The organism is Vreelandella xerophytica (assembly GCF_968048975.1).
The window spans coordinates 2,952,489-2,969,756 of sequence record NZ_OZ309106.1 but is presented as its reverse complement, the minus strand read 5'-3'; the positions used below and the strand labels follow the sequence as shown (position 1 = coordinate 2,969,756).

The following is a 17,268-nucleotide window of genomic DNA, read 5'->3' as shown; positions in this document are numbered from 1 at the left end:
TAGTGGGGGTGGTATGAATTCATTATCGGCGATTGCCGTTTTTTGTGGTTCAAATACGGGCGGCAGCCCCGCCTATGCCGAGGGTGCGGCGAGCCTTGGAGCAAGTTTTGCCGCTAAGGATGTCGAACTGGTTTTTGGCGGCACTCACAAAGGGTTGATGGGCATATTGGCTAATGCCTTGCTGGAAGGTGGCGGTAAAAGTTTTGGGGTGATCACTCAGCGCTTGCACGATAAGGGTCACCTGCATACTGGCCTGCAGGGTCATGAGGTGGTTTCCACCATGCGTGAGCGTAAAGGACGTATGGCCGAGCTTTCCGAAGCTTTTATCGCTTTACCTGGTGGTATTGGTACGCTCGAAGAGTTCATGGAGGTGTGGACATTGAACCAACTAGGAGAAATTCAAAAACCGCTTGGCCTTTACAATATCAATGGCTTTTTCGATCCGTTTATGGCATTTGTCGACCATATGATCGCCGAACGCTTCTTGCCCGCCGAACATCGTTATTCGATCGTGTTGGAAAGCGAACCGAATGCGCTACTCGAAGGGTTGGAGAACTTCAAACCTACCAATGTTCCAAAGTGGCTACCAGACAACTAACTAGCTATCTATCTGACGATATCCATTTTATCCAGACACTGAGTCAATTGATCGCCAAAGCGGGCCGCGGCCACTGAGAGCGTTCGCCCGCGTAGCTGGGCGCAGATCAAGGGCGCACTCGGCACATCTCGCTTATCGATGGGCAGTGAAATGATCTTGCTCTCTCTGGGCTCTCTGGAACTACCGATGTCGATTTGAAACCCGATACTGTGGTTATCTTGTAGTAAGCCTCGCATGAGTTCGAACGAGTTGGTCTCGGCGCTGATCTGCGCCTTGTTGGTGCGCCTGACCAGCATCGGTTCCAATAATTCACGTACACCCAGTGAGGCATCGGGTAATACGAGTGGGTAGTTCAAGCACTCGCTTAACCGAACTCTGGACTGAGAGGCCAATGGGTGGCTTCTCGACATGAGTGCAATGACCGGCTGTGCGATCATGATTAATTGTAGTACCTCAGAGCTCATTTTGGGGAAGACTACAATGGCCAGTTCTGCTTCAAACGCCATGAGTGCTTTCAAAGCCTCACCACGATCAGCGATTCGTACCGTAAAAGACACCCCTGGGTATCGCTTTCTGAATAACCTGATTTGTTCAGGTAGAAAATCCACGGCCAATGCCTGACTGGCTACCAATGAAACATGTCCTTTACGAAGTCCTTTAAGCCCCTCTATTTCAGAGCGTACCCGACCCAGGTCGGCAATATGCCGACGTACGTAATCCAGAAAGATCTCGCCCGCCGCGGTGAGTCGCATCCCCTTGGCATGGCGCTCGAAAATCTGTGTGCCGAGCTCTTCTTCTACCTGCTGGATACGTCGATCAAGCGCTGAAGGAGTGATATAGAGCGATTCTGCTGCACGTCGGATCGATCCTGCTCTGACTACGGCATCGATGTACTCAAATAAACGAAGGTGTTTCACCTCTGACTCCACGTGTTGAGTTTTTTAGGACACTATACGAATTTTTTAGCAATAGATATCATCACTAAAGCGGCGCTAGTCTGAGATCACCCAACAGGAGGCTGATCATGACGGCTAAACGCGACCCGCAAGCATTTCGCTCAGACCCTGTTTCTTTGGTTAAAGAAACACCACCTCCTTTATTGAGTACGTTGGCTGCCCAACCTCGTCCGATCACTGTCGACCTGGCCAGAAGTGCGCTCGTCGTTGTGGATATGCAAAACGACTTTTGTCATTCCGATGGGTGGTTCGCTACCAGCGGCATCGATATTGCTTATTCACAAAAGGTTATCCCCAACATCGCCCTGTTGCTGGAGAGTGCCCGTGCGTTAAAGATCCTGGTCATTCACCTGCACTGGGGCGTGCGGGCCGATACCTGTGAACTAAGTAGCGCTCAAATGATGTTTGGCAACCAGTTTGGCCAACGGCCTGGCTACGGCGAGCTTGCCGGTGCAGGGCATCCGGTGTTGGTGCGCGGAGAGTGGGGTGCCCAACCCATCGAAGCGCTCGCTCCGCTGCCCAGTGAGCTGGTGGTGTACAAAAACCGTTTTAGCGGGTTTTGGCACTCGGAGCTGGACGCCATTTTAAGACGCCTGGACATCACTACTCTGCTGTTTGCCGGCATCAATACGGAGCGCTGCGTAATGGCAACGCTTCAAGATGCCTCATTTCTTGGCTATCACACGGTGGTGATGGAAGACGCGGTCGCGACGCCTTCACCTGCTGCTTCGCAAGCGGCGTTTACCTTGATTCGAGCGCTCTACGGCTTTACGGCCCCAGGGCTTCGATTAGCGCCCTAAAGCGCTAGAGGACACTCTTTACACACTCTGGAGATTCACTCATGCATGCTCTAACCGTTTGTTTAAAGACCGTTACACGATGGCTTGTCTTGCCGCTGCTGGCCGCACTCTGGACGCTATCCGCGCATGCAGATACGCCACTACGTATGGTTTTGAACTGGTCTTATCAAGGGCCTCAAGCATGGTTCTTTCTGGCGCAAGAGCGCGGCTATTTCGCCGAAGAGGGCCTCGATATGCGTATTGATCAGGGCTCCGGCTCGGGAGCCGCTGTCGGTAGCGTGGCCTCCGGGGCTTACGATGTCGGGTTTGGTGACATTAACGCACTGATCAACTATGCCGCCAATAACCCCGATACCGCACCGGTCGGGGTGTACATGCTCTACACGCAGCCGCCATTTACCATCGCCGTCACTACCGACAGCGATATTCATGAGCCGGCCGATCTCGAAGGCCGCACGATTGCCGGGCCTGCCAACGATGGGGCATTACGCCTCTTTCCGGCGTTTGCCTCTATTGCCGATATTGATGCCGATAGCGTCGAAGTAATGAATATCGAACCTCGCCTTCGCGAGCAAATGCTCAATCGTGGGCAGGTGGATGCGGTGTTCGGCTTCGTCAATACCGTACGTTTTAACGCCATGCTCGCCGGTATCGATCCAGAAGAGCGCTTGCGCTTTATACGTTATGGCGATTACGGCATGGATCTCTACTCCAATGCGCTCATTGTTTCCCGCCAACTGGTCGAGGACAACCCCGAAGCCGTGCGTGGTTTGGTACGCGCGGTTAATCGTGGTGTGGCCGATGTGCTTGCTGACCGCGAAGCAGGTATGGACGCCGTCATGGCCCAGGAGCCTCTGATCAACCGTGAGGTAGAAACCGCCCGCTTGAACGCCACCATCGACGACGAAATGCGCCACCCCGAATTAGGCGACATCGGCCTTGGTAATATCGATCAGGAGCGCATGCAAAGAGCCATCAGCATCGTGGTAGATGCTTACGGCCTTGAGAGCATCCCTGCACTCAAAACCATCTTTGACACCGACTACCTCCCTGCAGAAGACGAACGCATCTACTCGCTGGATTAATCTCGTTAGACCTATCAAGGAAAACCCATGGATCTACAACTCACCAACAAAATCGTCGCTATCACGGGACCGGTAAAAGGCATGGGTGAGGCCATTACCCGGGCGTTTGCCGAAGAGGGGGCCCGGCTGGCTTTACTGGCCCGGGATACCGAAGCGGTTTCGGCGTTGGAGCATCAGTTGCGTCAGCAAGGTGCCGAGGTCGTGCTGGTAGCGTGCGATATCACGCAGTGGGATCAATGTGAGCAAGCCGTTGCTCATATTAGAGAGGCGTTCGGCGATGTGCCTGATGTATTGGTTAACGTTGCGGGCGGTTCGGGGCCGGTCGGCAAGTCCGGCGCCGAGACGACTACTGACGAATTCGACGCCATCGTCAAGCTCAATATGGCGGGCTGCTTCAACACCATGCGCGCTGTGCTGCCCGGAATGATGGAGCGTCGAAGCGGCAAAATCGTCAACGTCGGAGGTACGTTTGGCATGCGTGGAAAGGCCGGGCGTATGGCGTACTCGGCTTCCAAGTGGGGGCTACGCGGCGTCACCAAAAGCATGGCCTTAGAGGCCGGGGCTTATAACGTGAATATCAACATCGTCGCCCCGGGAATGGTGGATGGCGAGCGCTTTCGCACCAAGGTATGCCCGGACATGGCCAGCCGGCTTGGCATCAGCGAAGAGGAGGCGGCGCGTCGTCACGCCGCTGACTACGCATTACAGCGTATTTCCACCGCCCAGGACATCGCCGACGCGTGCCTTTTCATGGCAAGCGACCGAGCCCGTCAAATTACCGGTACCGACCTGCCCGTGGATGGCGGTTGGGCTGCTCTTTAAGGAGAACACACAATGCAAGCTGACCTCGTCATCATTAATGGCCAAGTAGTAAGCCACGAATCCACGCTGCCTGCAGCGATTGCCATCAAGGACGGCAAAATTATCGCAGTGGGAGATGAGCAGAGTATGCCCAATGCCAACGAAGTGCTGGATGCTAAGGGCATGCATCTGCTGCCCGGAGCGATTGATGTCCACGTGCATTTTCGCGAACCGGGGTATGCCCATAAAGAGACTTGGGAGAGTGGGACCGCAGCTGCTGCCATGGGCGGCGTTACAACTGTTTTCGATATGCCCAATACGCATCCGCCGACGGCAACACCCACAGCGTTTGCCGAAAAACTGGCGCTTGCCGAGCAGCAAGCCTACGTCGATTTCGGGATATATGGGCTCATGGCAGAAGACAATGTCGACCAGCTCGAAGCTCTTGCGGAAAGTGGCGTCATTGGTTTCAAGTGTTTTATGGGTAATACCTTCGGCAACCTGCCATCGCCGTCCACCGGCGCCATGCTGGAGGCCTTTGAGCGGGTAGCGCCTTACGGGCTGCGGACCTCCCTTCACGCTGAAACCGCCTCCATCATGGCTTGGCGCTATGAGCGACTACGGGCCGCCGGGCGCAACGATGCCTTGGCCCACGTCGCGGCTCGACCCGATGTAGTGGCCGTAGAAGCCGTGGCTCGAGCGGGGATTCTAGCCGAATGGACCGGAGCACGAATCCACGTGTTGCATGTCTCCTCAGCCGCCGAGCTTCGCCCTATGCGCGAAGCCAAGCAGCGCGGGGTCGACATCACCAGCGAAACCTGCCCCCACTACTTGATGATGGATACCGGCGATTACGCAACGCTTGGTAGCCTGATGCGGGTGAATCCGCCGATTCGGGATGCCGAGGACAGTGAGGCATTGTGGGAGGCGCTACGCGACGGAACGGTAGACATGATAGCGACCGACCACGCCCCGCATACGCCACAAGAGCAGCATAACGATGTGATCTGGGAGGCAGACTGCGGTTTTCCTGGGGTCGAGACGCAGATGGTATTAATGCTGACCGCTGTGAATGAAGGTCGCATTACGCTCGAAGAGTACGTGCGCTTTAGCGCTGTTGCGCCTGCCAAGGCTTGGGGGCTCTATCCCAATAAAGGAGCTTTGGTCGTTGGGGCCGATGCGGATATAGCCATCGTCGACCTGGCGCGTGAAGAGACGATCGATCAAAACACCCTGCATTCTCACCGCGCGCGCGCCATCCCTTTTCACGGCTGGCCGGTTAAAGGCGTGCCCGTTCATACCCTGGTACGCGGTCGGTTTGCAATGCGCGATCGCACCCTGCAAACCGAGTGCAAAGGTACCGGCCTTTCAGTGAAGCGTGTTCAGAAAATGCCGGCAGCCAAACTTAACAATAGCAAGAAAACACTGGCCGCCGAGATCGCTAAGGTACCCGTCGAACAAGGAGAAACTGCGCATGTTGATTGAGATTCAGGAAGCCGAAACGACGTCGTTACCCGATTTACCCAACGCAGAACGTGGCCGAGAAGCGATCAAGCTGGAAAGAGCTGAGGTTGTTTATGGGCGGGGAAACAAGACCATTCAGGCGCTAGCCCCGACCCAGCTCACGGTTGAGCAAGGCGAGTTTGTCGCGCTGGTGGGGCCTTCTGGTTGTGGTAAATCCACCATCTTGAAGTTGGTCAGTAACCTGCTGGCGCCTTCATCCGGTCACGTGCATGTTGGCGGCCGAGAAGTAGGGGCCAAGAGGGTCGGGGTCGGCATGGCATTTCAAAACCCTACCATGCTGCCTTGGTTGAGTGTGCGCGACAACGTCATGCTGCCCCTGAAGATCGTACCGCCTTTTCGTTCTCGCTTTCGTCAGGCGCGCAAAGGTGAATTCAGCGACCGCGCAGATGCGTTGCTGGAAAAGGTGGGCTTGAAAGGGTTTGGCGATAAACAGCCTTGGCAACTTTCCGGGGGGATGCTGCAGAGAGCTTCACTGTGCCGGGCCCTGATTCACGACCCGGAGCTCTTATTGCTCGATGAGCCTTTTGGAGCGTTGGATCAATTCACTCGCGAAGAGCTGTGGGGAATTTTGCAAAACCTCTGGCTCGAGAGCAAACCCACGGTATTACTTGTGACTCACGATTTGCGTGAGGCCGCTTTCCTGGGAACACGTATCTGCGTGATGAGCCCGCGCCCGGGCAAAATCATTGATGACCAGCCGGTGCCTTTGGCTCGCCCCCGAACTATTTCAATGACCTACGAGCAGGATTTCGTAAGACTGACGCAGCAACTGCGTGAACTTATCACTCATACGCGGCCGGACGCTGCCTAGGAGAGTTGTCATGGAGTTTATCGATAAGGTACGCCAGAAGCTGGCCGCCGCCATGTTGATTTTGGGGGTCTTCGTATTTTGGGAAATCATCTGTCTACTGTTTGGTATTCCCGAAATCGTTCTGCCCCGACCCACTGTGGTTATGGAAACTCTGGTGGCTCGTTTCCCTCAATTAATGCCCCATGTAGTGCAAACATTGAGCACGACATTAACGGGTTTTGTGATGGGGGTAACGGTGGGAATGCTGTTGGGAGCGGTCGTTGGCTCATCCAAAGTGGCTTACGATACGGCTTACCCACTGTTGGTGGGTTTTTCATCCATTCCCAAAGTCGCTGTGGTCCCCATTTTCGTACTCTGGTTTGGGAGTGGTACGGTTCCTGCCGTTTTGACCTCTTTTATTATCTGTATTTTTCCGGTCGTAGTGAATGTGGCGACCGGTCTTGCTACAACGGAACCCGAGCTTGAGGACGTATTGAAGTCTTTAGGGGCTAAAAAGCGCGAGGTTCTGTGGAACGTGGGCATACCCCGCGCGATGCCTTACTTCTTTGCATCGCTGAAAGTCGCCATCACGTTGGCCTTTGTGGGCACAGTACTGGCTGAAACCATCGCCTCTAACCGGGGCATCGGCAACGTCATGATGATAGCTACTTCAAGCTTCGACGTGCCGCTAGTGTTTTCCGGGTTGTTTCTACTCGCCATGTTGGGTGTTGCGCTTTACCTGGTGTTTTCGTTGATCGAGCGTCGGGTTGCGGGTTGGGCCATGCGCAAATCCGAGTTGCCAGCGGCATAACAAATAAGGAGTTCAATCATGATCTTTGCTCGGACAGGAAAAGCGTTTGTATTGACCAGCCTGGTAATGCCTCTTATGGCCCATGCCGAATTGCAGCGCGTAAATTTCACTTTGGATTGGAGTTTTCAAGGCATACATGCCTGGTACTTTCTGGCCCAAGAGCGCGGGTATTTCGAGGAGGAGGGGCTGGATGTGCGTATCGACCAGGGAGAAGGCTCGGCCGCAACGGTCAGCCGTATCATGTCCGGCGCTTATGACGCGGGTTTCGGGGACATGAATGCGGTGATACAAAACGCCGCTGAACGCCCTGAACGTGCACCGGTCATGGTCTACCAGATCTATAACCAGCCCCCTTTTGCATTACTAACCAAAGCAGATGGCCCCATCCAGAGTATTGACGATGTAGATGGCGCCGTACTAGGCGCTCCTGCCGGTAGCGCTTCAACTCGGCTGTTTCCAGCGATGGCCGAAGCGGCAGGTATCGATCCTGGAAACGTGGAAATCGTCAACGTTGCACCCAATCTTCAGGAGCAACTGCTAAACCGCGGCGATGTCGATGGATCGCTGGTTTTCAATGTTACCAGCTACATGAACCTGGTGGCTCAAGGCCATGACCCTGATACTGACTATCGCTGGTTTCCTTACGGCGATTACGGTGTAGAAGTTTACTCCAACGGCGTGATGGTCTCGCGCTCGATGGTCGAGGAGCAGCCCGAAGCGGTCGCCGGTCTGGTACGAGCCATTAATCGTGCGATTCAAGACGTCATTGAAGCGCCACAAGATGGGATCGATGCGCTTATGGAGGTTGAGGGCTTTCTTAATGAGCAGGCGGAAGCTCAGCGCCTTCAGTTTGCGCTGGATAATCTGATTATCTCCGACGAGTCTCGAGAACTCGGTTTCGGGGCAGTCGATGAAGCGCGTCTTGCTCGCTCGATCGATACCATCGTCGAGCTCTATGAGCTTACCGGTACTCCCGCGGTAGACGATGTATATTCCAGCGAGTTTCTACCCCCTTTAGAGCAGCGGTTGCCTTAGGGCTTGTCACATTGATGACGGGTGTTGTGACGAGTGACATGAAGGAGAACCTGGATGAATCACTATGAGTTCGCTGCCGCCCTGCGCGGCAGCAGCTTTGAACTGGAAGGGCCTTGTCGGATCGGTGTCGAGAACGGTGTGATTGAAACCGTCGATCGCTTGACGACCGCGTCGGATACGACTGCCCAACGCATGATATTACCCGCGCTTTCGAACGCGCATGATCATGGGCGTCCACTTTCTTCGAGTTCCTTTGGCGCAGCGGGCAAGCCTCTGGAAACCTGGCTGTTGCGCTTGGCCGTCATACCTTCTGTGGATACTTACCTTGCCGCGTGTGCCGCCTTTGGCCGTGCGGCAGAAGGTGGGTGCGCATCGGTCATGATGCACTGTACACGGCCTCAAGGACTCGAAGCCTTGCCTGACGAGGTGCAATCGGTTGCTAAAGCGGCCAAGGCGGTGGGGGTACGCTTAACGTTTGCAGTAGGTATGCGGGATCAAAACCCGTTGGTTTACGGCAATGATGAACGCGCGAAGTCGAACCTGGGCGCACAGCAACGCGATACGGTCGAGCGTTATTTTCAACTGCCGACCATGACCTCCCAAGAGCAGCTACAGCAAGTCGAAGATGTCACCCAGGCCGTGGACGAGCAGGACGTCAACATTCAGTTCGGGCCGACGGGGGTGCAGTGGTGCTCCGATGAGTTGCTCCAAGGGATTGCCAAGGCGTCGGCCTCCACGGGGCGGCGCGTTCATATGCATCTGCTCGAAACCCGCTATCAGCGGGAGTGGGCGGATTGGAAATTTCCAAACGGCGTCGTGCGCTATTTAAACGATATCGGTCTGCTCTCGCCTCGTTTAACGCTGGCGCACTGTGCGTGGGCTCGCCCTGATGAGCTCGAGTTAATCGCCGAGTCCGGCACTACCATCGCCATCAATACAAGCTCCAATCTACATTTGCGTTCCGGACTGGCCCCGGTGGCTGCCATGTGGGAAGCCGGCTGTAACGTCGCCATGGGCGTGGACGGATGCGCCTTGGATGAAGACGATGATGCACTAAGGGAACTGCGGCTCAATACGCTGCTGCATGGTCAACCGGGCGCTTTTGATAACGCCACACGCCAACGCATGCTGGCGGCAGCGACCACGCTGGGACGGGCTTCATTGGGCCAGAAGCAAGACGCGTTGCTCGAGCCGGGTGACCCGGCCGATTGGATGACGCTGGATCTCGATAAGCTCGACTGCGACCGCATCATGGCACTGGACTGGACGGATCTCTTCTTCTCTCGAGCGACGCGCCATCATTTGGATAGTCTGGTGGTTGGCGGGCAGCGCGTGGTCGAACAGGGGCGGTTGGCCACCATGAACCTGGAGGAGGTGCACGATGAGCTTCGCCGTATGTATCGACATGCGCTCGACCAGCGATCCGATCTGATTGATGCCTGGCCGGGTATCGAACAACACGTGGCGGCTTACTATCGCGACCGACTTGGGTGCTGTTAAAGAGTACCCTGAAGGAATGACTTATGAATGAATTAAAGACCTGGCTCGATGAGCGCCTCGACCATCAGATCGACATGCTTCGAGAGCTCGTACAGGTGCCCTCGGATAACCCGCCGGGCGACGGTCATGCGCATGCCTTGCGAACGACACAGCTACTTGAGGCGATGGGCTTTGAGGTAGAACAGCATCAAGTCCCCGAATCGCTGTGCAAGCAGCACGGCATGGTCCGAGTCACCAATCTGGTGGTACGCCATCGTTTCGGCCCGGGGCCAACGGTAGCTCTAAATGCCCATGGTGATGTAGTCCCGCCCGGCGATGGTTGGAGCAAAGACCCTTATGGAGGTGAAGTAGACAATGGGTGGCTTTTCGGGCGAGGGGCGGCGGTGTCAAAGAGCGATTTTGTCAGCTACGCTTACGCTCTCAAGGCGCTGATCGACACCCAGAGTCTCGACGCCGGATGCGTCGAGCTGCATTTTACTTATGATGAAGAAACCGGTGGCGCCACAGGGCCTGCCTGGCTTTTATCTGAAGGGATCTCCCGGCCGGATTACGCGGTCTGCGCTGCGTTTTCGTACGAGGTGATTACCGCGCATAACGGGTGTTTACACCTGGATGTGTCCGTACAGGGTCGCTCCGCTCATGCGGCTTGGCATCACACAGGGGTTGATGCGATCGAGCAATCGATGCCCATTCTGGATGCTCTCTATGAGCATCGAAAAACCTTGAACGAGCGTATTTCCGAGTACCCAGGAGTGAGCAGCCCTTCGCTTGTGGTAGGCACCATCCAGGGCGGTATCAATACGAACGTGGTGCCAGATCGAGTCACTTTCAGCATCGATCGGCGTATCATTCCTGAAGAGTCGGCTTTGGAAGTGGAGCAAGCACTTTGCGAATTGATCAACTCCGTGCCTATCGATCAAGGAGTTGAAGTAACTATTAAACGTCGGTTATTGGCAAATCCCATGCTCTCTAACCCCGAGTCGGAAAGGTTAGCAGCTATATTTGCGGATAAGGCACAAACGGTATTGAAAGAGTCTATAGGTACCGGGGCGCTACCGCTTTACACCGATGCGCGTCTCTACAGTGAAGCGGGGATTCCCACGGTAATGTACGGTGCCGGCCCCAAAGATCCGCTCGAAGCCAATGGGCATCGTGCCGATGAGCGTGTCCCCGTGGCTCGGTTGCCCGAAGCAGCACTCGTTACGGCGCTCAGCATTCAAACGTTGCTAACCCACCAGTAAGGGTATGAAAAAGCCCCTACTGGGTAACTGGTAGGGGCTTTTTAATGATTGAAACCTAGCGGTTGAAAAATGCCCTCAAGGCAGCTCTTCTTCCTCTTCGTCGATGGCCTTTTTCGTGGGGATCAGATCTTCCCGAGAGAGCTTCAAGGGAATCAACAGCGCCCCGGAGATGTAGATCGAGGAGAAGGTACCCACGACGATGCCGATGAGAAGCGCAACGGCGAAGTTGTGAATCATGTCGCCCCCCAGAATCAACAGCGCCAGCAGCACGAGTACCGTGGTACCCGAGGTGGCCAGCGTCCTCGAGAGCGTGGCGTTGATCGCTTCGTTGAAGATCTGCGGCATGTCGTCGATGCGCGAGGTGCGAATCGATTCGCGAATGCGGTCGTACACCACGATGGTGTCGTTGAGCGAGTAGCCGATGACCGCCAGAATCGCCGCCAGCACGGTGAGGTTGAAATCGAGCTGGAACAGCGCGAATACGCCGACCACGATGATGACGTCGTGCACCAGAGCCAGCAGTGCACCGAGGGCGAACTTGTACTGAAAGCGCAGGGCCACATAGAGCATGACCACGCCGAGCGCCACCATCAGCCCCATCCCGCTTTGGTCGCGCAGCTGATCGCCCACCTGGGCGCCCACGAACTCGGCGCGAATCAGATTGACGCTTTCACCGTTTTCGCGCAGCAGATTGACGACATCGCTGCCCACGTCCGGGTCAAAGGCCTGCTGCAGACGAATCAATACCTCGGTGGAGGCGCCAAAGGTTTGTACCGAAACGTCCTGGAAGCCATTGCTTTCCAGTAGCTGGCGAACGGCGTCCAGCGACGGCGCTGCGCCGTAGCGCACTTCAATGAGCGTGCCGCCGGTGAAGTCCAGCCCCAGGTTCAGCGAGAACAGGGCGATGGCAAGGATCGACACGACCAGCATGATGGCGGAGGCGATAAACGCCATGTTTCGCCGTCCCATGAAGTCGATGTTCAGATGTGATAGGGGTTTCATGACCACCTCTTGAAGTCGGGGCGAAGCGCAAGGATCCAGGGCATGTTGATCAGATCCATAGCTTTTTGACGGGTTTGCTGCCGTAGGTCAGGTTGACCATGGCGCGCGTCACCATCAGCGCGGTGAACATCGACGTCAAAATGCCGATAGAGAGCGTCACGGCAAAGCCTTTCACCGGGCCGGTGCCGATCGAGAACAGAATCACCGCCACCAGGAGCGTGGTGATGTTGGCATCGACGATCGAGGTGAAGGCGCGCTCGTAGCCGGCGTGAATTGCCTGCTGAATCGACAGCCCGTTTCGAAGCTCTTCGCGGATACGCTCGAAGATCAGCACGTTGGCGTCCACCGCCATGCCCAGGGTGAGCACGATACCGGCGATGCCGGGAAGCGTGAGTGTGGCGCCCAGCATCGACATCACCGCTACCAGCAGCGTCAGGTTCAAGCCCAGTGCGACGGTCGCGAACACACCGAAGACCTTGTAGCGGGCGAGCATGAACAGCACGACCAGCAAAAGACCGATCTGAACGGACAGAAGACCGCGGTCGATGTTTTCCGCACCCAGGCTTGGCCCGATGGTGCGCTCCTGCACGAAGTAGATAGGGGCGGCGAGCGAGCCCGAGCGCAGCAGCAGGGCAAGCTCCGCGGCTTCGGTGGGGGAGTCGAGGCCCGTGATACGGAAACTGTTGCCCAGCGCGCTTTGAATGGTGGCCAGGCTGATCAGGCCGCGCTCCACGTAGGGTTCGCGCACCAGGGTCTCTTCGCCGGTCTCCGGGTCGGTGACCACGGTGTCTTCGCTCTTGTGCTCGATGAACAGCACCGCCATGTTGCGCCCGATGTTGGTACGCGTGGCGCGATTCATCAGCGTGCCGCCGGTGCCGTCCAGGTTGATATTGACCTGAGGACGACCGTTTTCATCGAAGCTGTTGCTCGCGCTCGAAACGCTGTCGCCGGTGATGATGACATCGCGCATCAGCTCCGCCGAGCGGGCCTGGTTGTTTCGAAACACGTGGGATTCGGTTTCCATGTCCGGCGTATCGTTGCGCGCTTCCAGGCGGAATTCCAGGTTCGCCGTGGCGCCCACGATGCGCTTGGCGGCCACGGTGTCCTGAATGCCGGGCAGCTCGACCACGATCTGGCTCGGCCCCTGACGCTGGACCATGGGCTCCGCCACGCCCAGCTCGTCCACCCGGTTACGCAAGGTGGTCAGGTTCTGGTTGACCGCGTAATCCTGGATTTCGCTGACGATCTGATCGCTGAGCGACATCGTAAGCGTGGAAGCACGGCCACTGCCTTCATTGGTGTAGTCGAAATCGGGGAAGTCGCGGCTGATCAGGCGCCGGGCTGCATCGCGGTCGTCCGAACTTGCGAAGTCGATGGAGAGCGTCTGGCCGTCGATCTCGCTGTTGCGATAGCGAATGCGTTCGCCGCGCAGAAGCTCGCGCATGGCGCTGGCGTTGACTTCCAGACGCTGGGTAATGGCCGCGTCCATGTCCACTTCCAGCAGAAAGTGCACGCCGCCGCGCAGGTCAAGGCCCAGCGTCATGGGGGAGGCGGAGAACGCCTGCAGCCAGCCGGGGGTGGCGTCGGCCAGGTTCAGCGCTACGGTGGCATCGCTTCCCAGCACCTCGGCGGCCACGTCGCGGGCGTCGAGCTGGTCGTCATCGCTTGCCAGGCGGATCAGCCACTGGCCGTTTTGCTGTTCGACGCCGGTTACTGCGATGTCGTTGTCGTCAAGCGCCTGCTGGACACGCGACACCTCACGCTCGTCAAGGGCATTGCCCTGGGCGCTGCTTACCTGAATGGCGGGGTCGGCGGGAAATAAATTGGGAAGCGAGTAGATAAGGCCAACGATCAAGACGACCAGTATCAGCAGATACTTCCACAGGGGGTAACGGTTGAGCATGTAAGCCCTGCCTTCAATGACATACGGAATTGCCGTACGCGGGGAGCCCGTGTACGGCAACGTTTACCATCATCGACCATCTCACCCATGCCGGGGTGGCTGGCACGTTCGGCAGGGTGGGGCAATGATTAGATGGACTTGATAGTACCTTTGGGCAGTACGGCTGCCACGGCGTTTTTCTGCACGTTCACTTCGGTGCCTTCGGACACTTCCAGCGTGAGAAACTCGTCGGACACCTTGGTCACACGGCCGACCAGACCGCCGCCGATGACGACTTCATCGCCCTTGTCCAGGCTGGTCACCAACTGCTTGTGCTGCTTGGCGCGTTTGGCCTGCGGGCGCCAGAGCAGGAAGTAGAAAATCAGGACGAAACCGACCAGCATGACGATTTGAGCAATGCCCCCGCCGGCGGCGGCTTCCTGGGCATGCGCCGGGGAGATGAAGAAATCCAGCATCGAGTGAACTCCTGGTTTAGACGTTAATGGGTGAAGGGGTTAAACCACCCGCCAAGGCGGGTGACGATCAATTCGCAAGGGGTGGCACGGGCAAGCCGCGCTGGGCGTAAAAGCCTTCCACAAAGGCGGTCAATGTACCCGCTTCGATAGCCGCGCGCAAATCCGCCATTACACGCTGATAATAGCGCAGGTTGTGGATGGTATTGAGCATCGAACCGAGCATCTCGTTGCAGCGATCCAGGTGATGCAGATAGCCCCGGGAGAAGTTCTGACAGGTATAGCAATCGCACTCGTCATCGAGTGGGCGCGTGTCATGACGGTGCGTGGCGTTGCGGATCTTGACGGTGCCGTGGGAGGTGAAAAGGTGCCCGTTGCGCGCGTTGCGGGTGGGCATCACGCAGTCGAACATGTCCACCCCGCGGCGCACGCCTTCCACCAGGTCCTCGGGCTTGCCCACGCCCATCAAGTAGCGGGGGGTGTTGTCGGGCATCCAGGTGGGCAGGTAGTCGAGCACCTTGATCATTTCTTCCTTGGGCTCGCCGACGGAAAGCCCACCGATGGCCAGGCCATCGAAGCCGATCTCCAAAAGCCCCTTCAACGAGCGCTCGCGAAGCTCCGGGTGCATGCCTCCCTGGATGATACCGAAAAGCGCTGAGGGCGAATCGCCGTGGGCCGCGCGTGAGCGTTGGGCCCAGCGAAGCGACAGCTCCATGGATTTTTCGGCTTCTTCAAAGGTGGCCGGGTAGGGCGTGCACTCATCGAAAATCATCACCACGTCCGACCCCAGCGAGCGCTGCACCGCCATGGACTCTTCCGGGCCCATGAAGACCTTGCTGCCATCTACCGGCGAGCGAAAGTGCACGCCCTGCTCGGTGATCTTGCGCGTCTCGCCTAAAGAGAAGACCTGGAAGCCGCCAGAGTCGGTGAGGATCGGCTTGTCCCACTGGGCGAAGTCGTGCAGGTCGCCGTGGGCCTCGATCACCTCCGTGCCCGGGCGCAACCACAGGTGGAAGGTATTGCCCAGAATGATCTCCGCGCCGATCTCTTTTACCGCCTCCGGCGTCATGCCTTTCACGGTGCCGTAGGTGCCCACCGGCATGAAGGCGGGGGTTTCCACCGTGCCGCGAGGGAAGTGAAGGCGGCCACGCCGGGCACGGCCGTCTTCCGCCAGGCGCTCGAAGCGCATAAAGCATTCTTTTCGCATTGCAGTAACTCGTTTTTCGATTCGTTAAGGGCGGCCGGGCTTAGCGCGTCAGCAGCATGGCGTCGCCGTAGCTGAAAAAGGCGTAGCGCTCGGCGACTGCCTCGCGGTAGGCCCGCATGATAAGCTCGTAGCCCGAGAACGCCGAGACCAGCATCAACAGCGTCGATTCCGGCAGGTGGAAGTTGGTAATCAGCCCCTGCACGCAGCGCCACTCGTAACCGGGGTAGATGAAGATGTCGGTGTCGCCGCTGTAGGGGGCGATCCGGCCGTCTTCGCTTTTCTGGCAAGCGCTTTCCAGGCAGCGCACGCTGGTGGTGCCTACGGCAATCACGCGCTTGCCTGCTGCCTGGGTCTCGCGCACTTTCTGGCAGGTAGCCTCACTCACCTCGATCCACTCGCTGTGCATGTGGTGCTCGAGGATGTTGTCGACCCGTACCGGCTGAAAGGTGCCCGCGCCCACGTGCAGGGTTACAAACGCGCTGTTCACACCTTGTCTGGCCAGCTCGTCCAGCAGCGGCTGATCGAAGTGAAGCCCTGCGGTGGGGGCAGCTACCGCCCCTTCGCGGCGGGCGTACACGGTCTGGTAGCGCTCGCGGTCCGAGAGCTCGTCGTCCCGGGTAATGTAGGGCGGCAGCGGCATATGGCCGTGGCGCTCCAGAAGCGCGATCATCGGCGTCTCGCCCAGAAAGCGCAGCTCGAAAAGGGCGTCATGGCGGGCTTCCACCACTGCGTGAATATCGCCCTCGAAGATCAGCTCGGTGCCGGGCTTGGGTGATTTGCTCGAACGGATATGCGCCAAGCCCCGGTGGCTGTCCAGCGGGCGCTCCAGCAGCATTTCCACCTTGCCGCCGCTGGCCTTGTGGCCGTGCAGGCGGGCGGGGATCACGCGGGTATCGTTGAACACCAGCAAGTCGCCGGGTTCGAGTAGCGCGGTCAAGTCCGTGAATTGGCGATGCTCGAGCGTGTCGCGCCGGGCATCCGCGCACAGCAAGCGACAGTCGCTACGCTGCTCGGAAGGGTAGCGAGCAATCAGCTCATCGGGTAGCTCGAAATGGAAGTCCGCGCGCTGCATGGGTTGGCTCTTAACGGTGGTCAAACAGGCGCCATAGGATAGCGCTTTGTGGCTACAAAGTCAGTCAATGTGATTGACCCACCGATGATTCCCCGTATAATGCGCATCCATTGCCGGTGTGGCGGAATTGGTAGACGCAGCGGATTCAAAATCCGCCGCCTTTACGGGTGTGCCAGTTCGAGTCTGGCCACCGGCACCATTTTTCAGGGCCTAGCGTTCATCGCTAGGCCTTTTTTGTGCCTGTTTTTCAATCGTCCGGCGGCCGGGCACGCGAAATTGATAGGGTAGCCTCATGGGTTACACATTCGCGGGTGTGGTGTTGAAGCTTGGCCTGCTCAATGGCGTGGTAACCGTCGTGTTGTTTGCCTTGTTGCTTATGGGGTTGTGGCTGCACACGTATCTATTTCGAATCTGATGGCTGGCCTGGACTACAATCGATACAAAGGCGCCGCTGTTCTGACGAGTATTCGACGCCTTGGGGGCTTCGTTTA

Annotated in this window: 16 protein-coding genes and 1 tRNA gene; 11 read left to right on the top strand and 6 right to left on the bottom strand. The window is 57.4% G+C overall.

Translation table 11 applies throughout. The features are described 5' to 3' along the window. Positions 1 to 13: 13 nt before the first annotated feature. Positions 14 to 598 carry an LOG family protein gene (locus ACWF8S_RS13845; protein ID WP_447553948.1) on the top strand — a complete coding sequence of 195 codons (585 nt, stop codon included), beginning with the start codon at positions 14 to 16 and terminating at the stop codon, positions 596 to 598. Between the two features lie 8 nt (positions 599 to 606). Here the strand turns inward: ACWF8S_RS13845 and ACWF8S_RS13840 are convergent, their stop codons facing one another. Beyond that, positions 607 to 1,515, bottom strand: coding sequence for a LysR family transcriptional regulator (locus ACWF8S_RS13840; protein ID WP_447553947.1), 909 nt, complete (start codon positions 1,513 to 1,515; stop codon positions 607 to 609). Positions 1,516 to 1,622: 107 nt separating this feature from the next. Between ACWF8S_RS13840 and ACWF8S_RS13835 the strand changes: the two genes are divergently transcribed. Genes ACWF8S_RS13835 through ACWF8S_RS13795 form a run of 9 tightly spaced genes read left to right on the top strand, consistent with a single transcriptional unit; the run spans position 1,623 to position 11,141 of the window. Further along, positions 1,623 to 2,354, top strand: coding sequence for a cysteine hydrolase family protein (locus ACWF8S_RS13835; protein ID WP_447553946.1), 732 nt, complete (start codon positions 1,623 to 1,625; stop codon positions 2,352 to 2,354). Positions 2,355 to 2,395: 41 nt separating this feature from the next. Next, positions 2,396 to 3,439 carry an ABC transporter substrate-binding protein gene (locus ACWF8S_RS13830; RefSeq protein ID WP_447553945.1) on the top strand — a complete coding sequence of 348 codons (1,044 nt, stop codon included), beginning with the start codon at positions 2,396 to 2,398 and terminating at the stop codon, positions 3,437 to 3,439. A gap of 27 nt (positions 3,440 to 3,466) precedes the next feature. Continuing rightward, positions 3,467 to 4,261 (top strand): SDR family NAD(P)-dependent oxidoreductase, encoded by a 795-nt coding sequence (locus ACWF8S_RS13825; RefSeq protein WP_447553944.1) that lies wholly within the window; start codon positions 3,467 to 3,469, stop codon positions 4,259 to 4,261. Positions 4,262 to 4,273: 12 nt separating this feature from the next. After that, positions 4,274 to 5,725 (top strand): allantoinase AllB, encoded by a 1,452-nt coding sequence (allB, locus tag ACWF8S_RS13820; protein WP_447553943.1) that lies wholly within the window; start codon positions 4,274 to 4,276, stop codon positions 5,723 to 5,725. After that, a complete protein-coding gene (locus ACWF8S_RS13815; protein ID WP_447553942.1) occupies positions 5,715 to 6,575 on the top strand; it encodes an ABC transporter ATP-binding protein in 861 nt (286 codons plus the stop codon). The genes allB and ACWF8S_RS13815 overlap by 11 nt, the downstream gene beginning before the upstream one ends. Before the next feature lie 10 nt (positions 6,576 to 6,585). Continuing rightward, positions 6,586 to 7,365, top strand: coding sequence for an ABC transporter permease (locus ACWF8S_RS13810; protein WP_447553941.1), 780 nt, complete (start codon positions 6,586 to 6,588; stop codon positions 7,363 to 7,365). Positions 7,366 to 7,383: 18 nt separating this feature from the next. Next, a complete protein-coding gene (locus ACWF8S_RS13805) occupies positions 7,384 to 8,400 on the top strand; it encodes an ABC transporter substrate-binding protein (RefSeq protein WP_447553939.1) in 1,017 nt (338 codons plus the stop codon). A gap of 54 nt (positions 8,401 to 8,454) precedes the next feature. Next, a complete protein-coding gene (locus tag ACWF8S_RS13800; RefSeq protein ID WP_447553938.1) occupies positions 8,455 to 9,900 on the top strand; it encodes an amidohydrolase family protein in 1,446 nt (481 codons plus the stop codon). 23 nt (positions 9,901 to 9,923) lie between these two features. Next, positions 9,924 to 11,141: an ArgE/DapE family deacylase gene (locus ACWF8S_RS13795; RefSeq protein ID WP_447553937.1), complete on the top strand. Its 1,218-nt coding sequence runs from the start codon at positions 9,924 to 9,926 to the stop codon at positions 11,139 to 11,141. Positions 11,142 to 11,216: 75 nt separating this feature from the next. Here the strand turns inward: ACWF8S_RS13795 and secF are convergent, their stop codons facing one another. The 5 genes from secF to queA form a co-directional block, all read right to left on the bottom strand. Further along, entirely contained in the window at positions 11,217 to 12,143 is a 927-nt protein-coding gene (gene secF / locus ACWF8S_RS13790; protein WP_447553936.1) for a protein translocase subunit SecF, read from the bottom strand. A 49-nt stretch (positions 12,144 to 12,192) separates the two neighbouring features. Continuing rightward, entirely contained in the window at positions 12,193 to 14,046 is a 1,854-nt protein-coding gene (secD, locus tag ACWF8S_RS13785) for a protein translocase subunit SecD (RefSeq protein WP_447553934.1), read from the bottom strand. A gap of 128 nt (positions 14,047 to 14,174) precedes the next feature. Beyond that, positions 14,175 to 14,501, bottom strand: coding sequence for a preprotein translocase subunit YajC (yajC, locus tag ACWF8S_RS13780; RefSeq protein ID WP_018918121.1), 327 nt, complete (start codon positions 14,499 to 14,501; stop codon positions 14,175 to 14,177). 67 nt (positions 14,502 to 14,568) lie between these two features. Next, a complete protein-coding gene (tgt, locus tag ACWF8S_RS13775; RefSeq protein WP_447553932.1) occupies positions 14,569 to 15,687 on the bottom strand; it encodes a tRNA guanosine(34) transglycosylase Tgt in 1,119 nt (372 codons plus the stop codon). 58 nt (positions 15,688 to 15,745) lie between these two features. Beyond that, on the bottom strand, positions 15,746 to 16,777 hold the full coding sequence (queA, locus tag ACWF8S_RS13770; RefSeq protein ID WP_447553931.1) for a tRNA preQ1(34) S-adenosylmethionine ribosyltransferase-isomerase QueA: 1,032 nt from the start codon (positions 16,775 to 16,777) through the stop codon (positions 15,746 to 15,748). Positions 16,778 to 16,889: 112 nt separating this feature from the next. On the opposite strand from queA, the gene ACWF8S_RS13765 reads away from it, so the two are divergent. Continuing rightward, positions 16,890 to 16,976, top strand: a tRNA-Leu gene (locus ACWF8S_RS13765). Positions 16,977 to 17,268 lie beyond the last annotated feature (292 nt).